Annotated in this window: 9 protein-coding genes; 2 read left to right on the plus strand and 7 right to left on the minus strand. The window is 37.0% G+C overall.

The window, feature by feature from the left end; genetic code table 11:
• Positions 1-21: 21 nt before the first annotated feature.
• The 7 genes from NAT51_RS09675 to NAT51_RS09705 form a co-directional block, all read right to left on the minus strand.
• Positions 22-918, minus strand: a complete 897-nt coding sequence (locus NAT51_RS09675; RefSeq protein ID WP_250598477.1) for a DUF6252 family protein — start codon at positions 916-918, stop codon at positions 22-24.
• A 77-nt stretch (positions 919-995) separates the two neighbouring features.
• Positions 996-1,313, minus strand: coding sequence for a DUF6252 family protein (locus NAT51_RS09680; RefSeq protein ID WP_250598479.1), 318 nt, complete (start codon positions 1,311-1,313; stop codon positions 996-998).
• A 7-nt stretch (positions 1,314-1,320) separates the two neighbouring features.
• Positions 1,321-3,309: an excinuclease ABC subunit UvrB gene (uvrB, locus tag NAT51_RS09685; RefSeq protein ID WP_250598481.1), complete on the minus strand. Its 1,989-nt coding sequence runs from the start codon at positions 3,307-3,309 to the stop codon at positions 1,321-1,323.
• An 80-nt stretch (positions 3,310-3,389) separates the two neighbouring features.
• A complete protein-coding gene (gene rlmF / locus NAT51_RS09690; protein ID WP_250598483.1) occupies positions 3,390-4,346 on the minus strand; it encodes a 23S rRNA (adenine(1618)-N(6))-methyltransferase RlmF in 957 nt (318 codons plus the stop codon).
• Positions 4,347-4,402: 56 nt separating this feature from the next.
• On the minus strand, positions 4,403-5,065 hold the full coding sequence (locus NAT51_RS09695; RefSeq protein ID WP_250598492.1) for a thiamine diphosphokinase: 663 nt from the start codon (positions 5,063-5,065) through the stop codon (positions 4,403-4,405).
• Positions 5,066-5,117: 52 nt separating this feature from the next.
• On the minus strand, positions 5,118-5,933 hold the full coding sequence (locus NAT51_RS09700; RefSeq protein ID WP_250598494.1) for a DUF4249 domain-containing protein: 816 nt from the start codon (positions 5,931-5,933) through the stop codon (positions 5,118-5,120).
• Positions 5,934-5,936: 3 nt separating this feature from the next.
• Positions 5,937-8,315, minus strand: a complete 2,379-nt coding sequence (locus tag NAT51_RS09705) for a TonB-dependent receptor (RefSeq protein ID WP_250598496.1) — start codon at positions 8,313-8,315, stop codon at positions 5,937-5,939.
• A gap of 340 nt (positions 8,316-8,655) precedes the next feature.
• Between NAT51_RS09705 and NAT51_RS09710 the strand changes: the two genes are divergently transcribed.
• Positions 8,656-10,233 (plus strand): helix-turn-helix domain-containing protein, encoded by a 1,578-nt coding sequence (locus tag NAT51_RS09710; protein WP_250598498.1) that lies wholly within the window; start codon positions 8,656-8,658, stop codon positions 10,231-10,233.
• Positions 10,234-10,242: 9 nt separating this feature from the next.
• The gene (locus NAT51_RS09715; protein WP_250598500.1) at positions 10,243-11,412 is read left to right on the plus strand and encodes a tetratricopeptide repeat protein; all 1,170 of its coding nucleotides are present in this window, start codon (positions 10,243-10,245) and stop codon (positions 11,410-11,412) included.
• The last annotated feature ends 58 nt before the right edge of the window (positions 11,413-11,470 follow it).

Below are 11,470 nucleotides of genomic sequence, written 5' to 3' on the forward strand. Positions count from 1 at the left end.
ATCAAGGGATTTTTGTTTCTTTTATCTGTGTGTAATGTTGAAACTTCCGTTTGTGATTGTAACGGTTTGTGAACCGTTATTCACAGTAAAGTTAAAGGTTCCTACTATATTGTTTCCGTTGTGTGAACTGATGGTTAAACTACCGGAAGTCAGGTTGAATTCAGCCTGTCCGTCAGAATTTCCTATTCCCGCTCCGAAACCACTTGCAGTAGCCAGATTATACGTTCCCGGTGTAACGGTTTTTGGGAAAGATACATTGTAAATCCCAAAGTCTGAAGAAATATTTGCATTGTTTCCGAATAAATTAACTGCATCAGAAACAGAAGTTTGTGAAATCATTAAAAATTTACCATCACTATTGTCAGTATCCATGGTAAATGCAGTTCCACCGTTTCGGGTCAATGTCATTGTACCGTTTGAGTAATAATCATTGTTAATCAACATGACATTGTTTATTTCCCCATTTGTGATGGAAAGGCCACTGCCTTCCAAGTCTTTCAGGTTTGCAGTAAAAGTAGCAGACAGCCTTCCGGTGTTGCTATTGATTTCAGTGATATTTAAAGTAAATGAACATCCTGTTTCAGTGCTGAAATAAATTTCTTCATTTGCTGATACATAGGTCATCATTGCTTCGCTTTCATCGTTATAGCTGTGGGTGCCCACTGTTAAATCTGTAATTGGGATCTGGAAGGTCATGGATGAACCATTAGTCTTTACTCCGGCAATTTCCAGAATATGTACATTTTCGTCGTCAGTTGAGTAATCTTCAATGCTTGCGATTGCACCGGAAGATGACCAACTTTGTCCATCGATTGTACCTGAAATGGATGAGTTGCCTGTAGCGTCATCTGAACCGCTACATGAAAATAATAATAGTCCAGTCAAAACAAGACTTAGTGTTTTTAGGAAATTTTTCATAAATTTTTAGATTGGGATATGTTGACTTAACAAAAATATTAAAATAAATATAACGCGTAAGTAATTTCCTGTTTTTTTTATTTGTGTGTGATGTCGAAACTTCCGTTTGTAATTGTAATCGTTTCTGAACCGTTATTCACTGTGAAGTTGAAGGTTCCCACAATATTGTTTCCGTTATGTGAGGTGATCGTTAAGCTACCGGAAGTCAAATCGAATTCTGCATGGTTATCAGCATTTGGAATACCGGCTCCGAAATCACTATTGGCGGTAAGATCATAAGTACCCGGCGTTACGTTTTTTGGAAAAGATATTTTGTAAATTCCGAAATCTGAAGAAACATTTAAATTGTTTCCCAATAAATTAATTCCGTTTGAATCTGAATTCTGTCTTTTCAACAAATAATTAAATTTTTTCCTGAAGTAATTTGATTTCGTCCCTTAATTTGGCCGCCTGCATGAAGTCCAGTTCTTTTGCGGCTTTCTCCATGGCTTTGCGTTTGTCACGGATTTTCTTTTCAATTTCAGGTTTTGATAAATATTCACTTTCCGGTTCAGCAGCTTTCAGTACTTTTTCCTCATAGTATTTTGTAGAAACTGAATTATTGCTCAGTGCATTACCAAGGCTTTTATTGAGTGCTTTTGGAACCAGATTATTTGCTGTATTGAAATTCATCTGTTTTTCCCTGCGGTAATTGGTTTCGTCAATTGTTTTTTGCATCGAAGCCGTGATTTTGTCTGCGTACATAATGGCTTTACCGTTAACATTACGGGCGGCACGTCCTACGGTTTGTGTCAGCGAGCGATGGCTTCGGAGAAAACCTTCCTTGTCAGCATCTAAGATGGCCACCAGGGAAACTTCCGGTAAATCAAGTCCTTCACGAAGTAAGTTAACACCAATCAGTACATCAAAAACCCCTTTGCGTAAATCCTGCATGATTTCCACACGTTCCAGAGTGTCCACATCCGAATGGATATAACGGCAACGTATTGATACCTTTGTCAAGTATTTGGCCAACTCTTCCGCCATTCTTTTCGTCAGGGTTGTGACTAATGTACGCTCATCAACTTCGCACCGTTGCTGGATTTCTTCAATCAAATCATCAATCTGGTTTAGACTGGGGCGTATTTCAATGATGGGATCCAATAAGCCGGTTGGACGGATAACCTGTTCGACATAAATACCTTCCGATTTTTGTAATTCGTAATCGGCCGGTGTTGCCGAAACATATAAAACCTGATTTTGCAATGCTTCAAATTCTTCAAACTTCAACGGACGGTTGTCCATGGCAGCGGGAAGACGGAAGCCATATTCCACGAGATTTTCTTTACGGCTGCGATCGCCTCCGTACATGGCGTGTACCTGTGAAATGGTCACGTGACTTTCATCGACCACCATTAAATAGTCATCAGGAAAATAATCTAATAAGCAGAACGGTCTTGTTCCGGCTTCACGTCCGTCGAGATACCTTGAATAATTCTCAATTCCGGAGCAATAGCCTAATTCCCGGATCATTTCCAGATCGAAATTGGTTCGTTCTTCCAGTCTTTTGGCTTCCAGATGTTTTCCTATTTCCTTGAAATAATCAACCTGTTTGACTAAATCCTGCTGAATTTCCCAGATGGCATTCTGTAATACGTCGGGAGAGGTAACAAACATGTTGGCGGGATAAATATTCAGTTTTTCGTACCGTTCTATTACTTTGGAAGTTTTGGTATCAAAAGCTTCAATTTCTTCAATGTCATCACCAAAAAAATGGATCCGGAAAGGTTCATCGGCATAACTTGGGTACACTTCAACCGTATCGCCTTTGATGCGGAATGTTCCGGGAGTGAAATCTCCTTCGGTTCTCGAATACAAACTCTGAACCAAGCGGTGCAAAAATTTGGTACGTGAAATGGTTTGGTCCCGTTCAATTGAAATTACGTTTTTTTGAAACTCCACCGGGTTTCCGATACCGTACAAACACGAAACCGATGCAACTACCAATACGTCCCGTCGTCCTGAAAGCAATGCAGAAGTCGTGCTTAAACGCAGTTTTTCCAATTCATCATTGATGGATAAATCTTTTTCGATATACGTTCCGGTTACGGGAATAAAAGCCTCCGGCTGATAGTAGTCATAGTACGATACGAAATATTGTACCGAATTATTCGGGAAAAACTGTTTGAATTCCGAGTATAATTGGGCGGCAAGCGTTTTGTTATGGGCCAGGACCAATGTTGGGCGCTGTACTTCCTGAATGACATTTGCAACCGTGAATGTTTTTCCTGAACCTGTTACACCCAAAAGCGTTTGGTATTGTTCATTATCAATAATCCCTTTGGCTAATTTTTTGATAGCCTGGGGTTGGTCTCCCATCGGTTTGTAATCGGATATGACTTGGAATTTCATTTGTTTTAAGTTGCAAAGTTGACAGTCGCTAAGTTACAAAGTAAAAAGCTAAAGTTTTATTTGGCGGACTATAAAAAAACTTAAAATTTCCAGTTTTTACGTTGGGCTTCCGACTGAAAAGTCCATGCCACCATACGGCTCGTTTTCTGACCTTGTGCCATGTCGATGGTTTTAACGTCAATGGCTCCGACTTTCTTTAGCAGTTTGTAAATCTTGTTGAGGTTTTCTTTTTTAGAAATCAATGTGGTAAACCATAGTACCTGTTGAGGGTATTTTACACTTTCATAAATCATTTGGGTCAGAAAACCTATTTCGCCGCCGTTGCACCATAATTCTGTGTGTTGTCCTCCGAAATTCAATACCGGTTTTGATGCCTGTTTGTATTGCAGATTTTTAGCTTTTCTGGATGTGGCTTTTACGGCTTCTGCCGCAGAAGCATGAAAAGGAGGATTGCAAATGGTGAATGCAAAACGATCTTCAGGTTCGATGATGTTTTTGAAAATAAACCGGGATTCTGTTTGTTTTTGTAAACTGACGGAGTCAATCAGCTTTGGGTTTTTCTGAATGGTTTTTTTACAGCTTTGAAGCGATTCTTCGTTGGTGTCGGTTCCGATAAAACTCCAGTTGTATACAGCGTTGCCGATTATCGGATAAATGCAGTTAGCTCCGATACCGATATCCAAGCCTTGTACGCTTAAACCTTCGGGGATGATTTTGTTATTGGTTTCAGCCAATAAATCAGCAATATAATGAATGTAATCGGCCCTTCCCGGAATTGGAGGGCAAAGGTAATTTTCCGGTATATCCCAGTCGGCGATATTATAATGACTGATCAGAAGTGCTTTGTTGAGTGCTTTTACGGCTTTCGGATTGCTGAAATCGATTGTTTTTTCGTCAGAATCAGGATTGAATTTGTTTGTTGTCAGAAACTCTTTTAATTCCTTGTTGGCTAAAACCAATTGCTCAAAATCATACCCAAAACGGTGTGGGTTTCTTGGGTGTAAATTCTTTTTTTCTGGAGTTATATTTGGTTTCATTTATTCGGGAGCAAAAAATCTGAGGTACAAAGGTAAGAAGAATTTTGGCTACGTTTTTAATCGAAACATTCCATCATCAGTAAATCTCCTCCGGTATATTCAATTGTTACTAACCCGTCCTTGATTACATGATTGCTGCTGCCGGTTCTGTAGCCTATGGTAAGTGTTTCGTTTTTTAACGGATAGAATAAATTTTGTGTGGTAATACCAGATACATGTCCAATTGGAATTAATGAAATGGGAGTATTGGCTGTATGCCATTTTTCAAATTTCCTCGGTAATAAAAAAATCTTTGAATGATCGTCGAGGATGACAATTTTCAATTGGTTACGGTAATGTACAATGTTTGTAATGTTTGTAATGGTATGGTCGGCTCTTTTTCCCGTTGCCCAGATTACATTGGCGGCTTTATGACCTCTTTCAATCAGGAAGTCAAAAGCTTTTTCAAGATCTGTTTTGTCCTGGTCCGGCGTGTGGATGACTTCTAGCGGATATTGCTTTTCTTTGTAGTAATCGGCATCAAAACCACGGTCGAAATCGCCGAGTAAGACATCGATTTTAATACCCAATTCCAATACCCGTTCTATTGCCGAATCCAATACAATTACAAGCGGTGACCACTCCAGTAATTGATCCATTAATTCACGGGAACATTCGGCTCCATTGGCAATAATTAAAGCAGGTTCCTGGTCATCCCGTACGATATGGTGTGAAGACATTTGATTTCAGATTTCGGATTCGGCTCAAAAATGAGCCTTCAAAAGTAAGAAATTATTGGACAACATATTCCCGTGTGTCAATTTCGCCTAAAGCAAAGTAACCTAACGGATAATCTTCAATGTTGGTTTGGTTGATAATATTGCCTCTGAGTGTCGCCGGTGGCGTTGCGAAAGGGTTTCCGGTATTTGTACTTGCAATCGGGATTAATTTGTTCATATAATTGTAATATGAATTGGTAATTCCCTGTAGTGCTAGTTTTAATGTTTTTCCCTGTTCCACTTCACTTGCGTAAAATCCGAACATCACATTTCCCTGAAAAAATTCATCGCTTACGACTCCGTATTCCTGTACTTTTTTCTTAGAGTTTTTAACTCCCAGTAAGTAAAAATTGTTTTCTGCATCATTGTCCTGAAAGAAGAATTTTACCTGTATTTCGTCTTCACCTGTTGGTCCCGGTACTGTTTCCTGTTGGACATTGATGATAGGAGGAGTGGCCAGTAATTTTGAAGTAGAAGTGTAAGTTTGTCCTTGATAAGTTACTGAAAGTGTATAGTCTTCATTGATGACCGGAATAAAGTTATTGCAAACATAATCACCTGAATCAGGCACTTCAACAAAATTAAAAACTGTATTACTGCTATTGGTCACGGTTACGGTTGCTCCATTGGCAAAAATAATATCATTTGTGTAAAAGTCGTTTGTGAGGCTCAACTTTATCGTTTGGTTTTCACCTGTGGTTCCCTTTTGCCATTTAATTATGGCATTGATGACCAATTTAGGTTCACCAGTGTTGAGTGGAATATCAACAGTGTCCTGACATGAAACGGATAAGAAAACTATAACGATGATGAATAAAAACTTTTTCATGGTTTAAAATTTAAAGTTGTAAGAAACTGCCGGAACAATTCCGAATATTGATAAGCGCGTTGCCTCGTTTTTACCGGTTTCACTGTTTTGGCTGAAACTGATGGAAGCGGCATTTTTTCTGCTATACAGGTTGTAAATACTGAAAACCCACTCACTGCTTAATTTTTTTTCTCTTTTTTGACGTGTTTTCATAGTGGCTGACACGTCAAGATGATGGTAAGCCGGTAAACGGTTGTCATTGCGGGAATTATAGTACGGAACAACTACATCTTCAAATACATATTTCCCTGCCGGGTAGGTTACGGGTTGCCCGGACTGGAAGGTAAAGTTTCCTCCGAATGTCCATCGGTCGTTGTATTTGTAACTGGCGGTAACTGCCACATTGTGGGTTTTGTCGTAAGCTGATCGGTACCATTTTCCGTAGTTGATACCAATTTCGGTTGGGGTTCTTCCCGGAGTTTGCTGTTCTGATTTTGATAAGGTGTATGCAATCCATCCGTTGAAATTTCCTGTGTTTTTGCGTAAAAGCATCTCCAGTCCATAAGAACGCATGCGTCCGTTGAGAATAACCTGTTCAATGGCTTCATTGGCAATTAAATCGGCTCCGTCAATATAGTCCATCCTATTTTGTACGCCTTTGTAATAGGTTTCAAGTTCGAGAGTGTAATTATCATCTTTGAAGTTCTTGAAATAGCCTAATGATATCTGATCTGCAATTTGAGGTTTGATATAATTGTCGCTCGGAGTCCAAACATCAAGCGGGGTGGGAGAAGCAGTGTTTGAAATCAATTGGAGGTATTGTACCATTCGGTTATAACCCATTTTTACCGATTGGTCTTTATTGATTTCATAAGACATGGCAAAGCGTGGCTCGAAATAACCGAAGTTCTCGATTGTTTTGTTTCTTCCGAAATATTGGGTGCTGATTGGAGTTCCTTTTTCGTAAATTTTCAATTCTTCGTCATAAACCACCGGTTGGTTGTTTTCGTAATAATTGATGGTAGATTCACCCAATCTGTAAAACAAACTCAGGCGCAAACCGTAAGATATGGATATTTTCTCCCTTAGGCTTTGTTCTACATCGAAGTAGAATGAAGGTTCAAGAGCATATTTCCTGTCTAATTGACGGTAATTGATGGAAGACTCATCATCGATTGGTTCTACTGTTCCCGGATTAAAATTGTAATAAATAGCGTTTGCACCGTAATTTACTTTAGTGCGGTCTGAAAGATAATGTTTGAAATCATATTTCAGATTGTAGGCTTTGATTCCTGAATCCCAGTTAAATCCAATGAAGTCGAGTTTCAGACCATAGTAATAGTCGCTGTAAATTAGGGACAGATTGGAAAATAATTTGTCTGAAAATAAATGGTTCCATCTCAAGTTAAGGGTGCTGTTACCATACGTATTGGTAAAACTTTCACTTAATGTAAAGATATCCCTTCCGAAATATCCTGAAAGGTATAAGTTATTGTTATTGTTTAGTTTGTAATTCAGTTTGGTGTTTAAATCATAAAAATAAGCTTTGTTGTCATTGTCTGTAAATTTTAAGAATAAGTGCGCGTAAGAACCGCGGGCACCGAATAGAAATGAGCCTTTTTCTTTTACAATCGGACCTTCGGCCAATACACGGCTCGTAATTAATCCGATTCCACCATTCATGGCGAATTTGTTGCTGTTTCCGTCTTTCTGGTAAATATCCAAAACTGAAGAAGCCCTGCCTCCAAAACGCGACGGAATACCTCCTTTATATAGCTTAAGGTCTTTGATGGCGTCAGGATTAAAGACAGAGAAAAATCCAAAAACATGTGAAGAGTTATATACGGTTGCTTCATCCAGCAATACCAGATTCTGGTCAGCACCTCCTCCGCGGACATTGAATCCTGATTGACCTTCACCGGCATTGGTTACTCCTGGCAAGAATAAAAGTGATTTAATGATATCTACTTCTCCTAATACGACCGGCATTTGCTTGATAGTTTGTATAGTAAGTTTGTTGATGCTGATTTCAGGTTTCCGGATGTTTGCTCTGTTTTTTGCTGTTACGGCAATCTCATCAAGTTGTTTGATTTGTTTGTTTTCTTCTCTCAGAAAAAAATTCCGTTTCATGTTTTTGTCCAAAACCAGTTGTTCAGTATGCGATGTAAAGCCTGAAGTGAAAAAGTCAACAGTATAAGTTCCTTTGGGAAGTGTTATAGAGTAAAAACCATATTCGTTTGTGTAGACAATTGCATCGGTTTCGATTATCTGTATTGCCACACCAATTAGCTTCTCATTGGATTTTGCATCTGATACGGTTCCGCTAAAAGTGAACTTTTCCTGTGAAAAAAGTGAGAAATTAAGTATTAATGTTAAAATGATAAAAAAAAATTTTCTTTTCATTACTATTAGAATCGGTTAAAAAAACAACAGTAAAGTTTGCCTTTTTATCTTTTATAAGATGTTAAGGTATCGTTAAATAAGAGGGTAAAATCTGTTTTTTAAAATCACAAAATAGCCCATTTCCGTTATTTTTTTTAAACAATTCTGATTTATTGCTAAATTGACTTTAAAATACTTAAAATTTTATTTATTTTGTTTGAATTTTGTTAAATTTAAATAAAAATAAAATTATAATTTTTTACTGTTTTTTACTAGTTAAGCAAAGGATTTTTAAAACTTTCACATTATAGATACATTTGTGTGACCTTACAAATTGCTTGCTTCAAAAAAACAAATTCAGATGAGAGATAAGAAAATTACATTTTTCCTTTTGATTTTAATTAACCTGAATGTGTTTTTGGCTGCTGGTGGAATGCAAGCGAAGGATTTTATAAAACGTGAATCTTTGTTTAAAGAGTCGGAGGAATTGATTTATTCCAAGCCTGATGATGCTTTGAAAATTGCCCAACATCTTTTGAATGGTAATATTTCTGATGTTGAAAAAACCAGAATTCATTTTTTGATTGCTGAAATTTACAAAGTCAAAGGGGATCATAATAATGTGTTGAATTATTTGTATCTGGCTGATGAAAATGCTTCGGGGATACTTCCTGTTGACAGAATTCAGATTTTGATTGAGAAATCAATTGTTCTGCGGACTTTGTATCTGGACAAACAAGCCCGGAAATATATAGAACTTGCCAAAGAGGAAATATTGCAGATAAAAGATCAAACAGTTAAAGATTTCCTTGAAACTTCTATTAGCCTTGAGCAACTGGCTTTGTTGTTGGAGCGTCAGAATTATAAAGAAGCTTCCGGGAAATTGCAGAAAGAAGAAAAATCATTTGAGTCTACTTTGAAAAATTATCCGTTTCTTAATCTGAAGTATACTATTATAAAAGGCAGAACTAGTTTTGGGTTGGGTGATTTTGATAAAGCAAAATTTTATTACAACGAGGTTTTGCATTCTCTCGATAAGGAAAAAGAACGGAATATTTTTGCTGAATTTTATGCCTTAACGGGGCTAGCGACAATAAAATTCCATGAAAAAGTGCCTGAAGACGGAACCCGGGATCTTATGAAGGCATTGGAAATTGCCAATAAGCTTCAAAATTTATATTATATAGATACGGCTAATAAGTTATTGGTTGCTAATTTTATTGTTTTAAATGACAGTGCTAATTATAAACGGTATAACCATGAATTTTTAAAAACCCAGGCATTGTTGGAAAATGCCGATCAGGAATCTGTTAATACGGCTTACAATCTTATTGTTAAGGAGCAGGAAGAATATTATAAAAGTCAATTGGGTGGATATTTCACTAAACTTTATGTGGTGTTGTCACTTTTTCTGGTAATATTGATGGGATGCGGATTTGTTTGGTTTAAATATTATTGGAAGAAGAAAAGGCTTAATGAAATCATCAGTTATCTGGAAGTAACCCGGAATAATTTCATTATCCGTTTTACCGAAAAGAAAGATGTTGGTAAAAAGTTTTTTGTCCCTCAGGAAACTGAGCAATTGCTTTTAAGTAAATTGAAGCGTTTTGAAAATTCGACCCGTTTTACTAATAAAGATATGTCTTTGGCGGTTTTGGCAGGTCAATTTGAAACAAATACTAAATATTTATCAGAGGTTATTAATAAACACTATAATGTCAACTTCAATACTTATATTAATAAGCTCCGTATTAATTTTATAGTTAAAAAGTTAAAATCCGATTCTAATTTTATTAATTACAAGATTAGTTATCTGGCTGAAACCTGTGGTTTTTCTTCGCACAGTAGTTTTGCGACAGTTTTTAAATCGATTACCGGGATTGCTCCCATAACCTTTATCGAGCTTCTGAAAGATGAAAAAGAAGTTGCTAATTTTTAAACGACTGGCATGAAATTAAAGATTGATTCATTTGTGCATTTTTTTATCCTGATTGTTTTTGTTTTTTTGACGGTTTCGGTTGATGGGCAGAATTCAGAGCGTCTTGACAGTGTAATCAAGGCAAATGCTGCTAAAATGTATGAGAACCCGGATGCGGTTATTGCGGCAGGAAAGCTTGTGGTAAATGAATCGGAGAGTGATGTGGATATTAAAATAAGGGGATATAAATTAATATCAGATGGCTATTCTTCAAAGAGAGATTATAAGCAATCATTGAAATATGTTATAAAAGCAAATGAGTTGTTGCCGCAATCAAAGGATAAACTTTTGAAGATTTTGATAATTAATAAAGCCGGGATTCAATACCATCAGTTAAAAGTCTATGATAAATCAATTCAATATCTCGACGAAGCTGAAAAACTAAGTATGGAATACTCTTCGAGGGATTCTGTTCATTCCTTTCTGGGTGTGAATTATATTGTAAGAGGGTTTATTTACAAGGAAAAATTAAACTGTGATATCGCGATTAATTATTTTGACCGCGGAATAACTGAATTGCTTCTGGATAAAAATTTAAAGACGAATGCGAGTAAAATCAGTATTGCTAAGTATAATAAAGGGAACTGCTATCTATTGATGTCGGATACAAAATCGGCTACAACGAGTTTTCAGGAATCAATCGATTATGCTAAGGAAACGAATGCCAAGAGTCTTTTGGCGTTTGCCCAAAAAGGATTGGCTCAGGTTTATACGATGGAAGGCAAGTACAGGGATGCCGTAAAAATTCTGGAAGAAGCATTGGTAGTTTCCAAGGATGTTAATGACTTGGTTTTAAATCAGGAAGTTTTCAAAGGGCTGTCGGAAAATTACCTTGCTCTAAATGATTGGAAGAAATATACTAAGTACCGGACAGCATACCTAAAAACGCAAAGAAAGCTTAAAGAGCAGGAGCGGACTTCGGTAAGTGATTCTCTTCTTCAAAAAGAACAGGAAGAGAAGAAGAAAATGGAGGATGCAATTCCTCAGTTTTGGTATGCAATAATTATTGTTCTTATGGTGTCTGGTTTTTTAATAGCTGCTTTTATGATTTATGTAAGAAGATCGGAAGCTCAAATTGAAAAGCTTCATCGGACTATTCAAACACTACAAAACGATAAATCCGGTAACGAAGAAGTTTAACATCTGATTTTTTTATAATCCTTTTTTGAAATTTCTACGACTCTTTCATTCTCTTTAT

The organism is Flavobacterium amniphilum (assembly GCF_023634845.1).
Lineage (GTDB): Bacteria > Bacteroidota > Bacteroidia > Flavobacteriales > Flavobacteriaceae > Flavobacterium > Flavobacterium amniphilum.

Coding starts and splice junctions, on each gene's coding strand:
- NAT51_RS09695 (WP_250598492.1), bottom strand. CDS start 5,065: ATGTCTTCACACCATATCGTACGGGATGACCAGGAACCTGCTTTAATT.
- NAT51_RS09715 (WP_250598500.1), top strand. CDS start 10,243: ATGAAATTAAAGATTGATTCATTTGTGCATTTTTTTATCCTGATTGTT.
- uvrB (WP_250598481.1), bottom strand. CDS start 3,309: ATGAAATTCCAAGTCATATCCGATTACAAACCGATGGGAGACCAACCC.
- NAT51_RS09675 (WP_250598477.1), bottom strand. CDS start 918: ATGAAAAATTTCCTAAAAACACTAAGTCTTGTTTTGACTGGACTATTA.
- NAT51_RS09710 (WP_250598498.1), top strand. CDS start 8,656: ATGAGAGATAAGAAAATTACATTTTTCCTTTTGATTTTAATTAACCTG.
- NAT51_RS09700 (WP_250598494.1), bottom strand. CDS start 5,933: ATGAAAAAGTTTTTATTCATCATCGTTATAGTTTTCTTATCCGTTTCA.
- rlmF (WP_250598483.1), bottom strand. CDS start 4,346: ATGAAACCAAATATAACTCCAGAAAAAAAGAATTTACACCCAAGAAAC.
- NAT51_RS09705 (WP_250598496.1), bottom strand. CDS start 8,315: ATGAAAAGAAAATTTTTTTTTATCATTTTAACATTAATACTTAATTTC.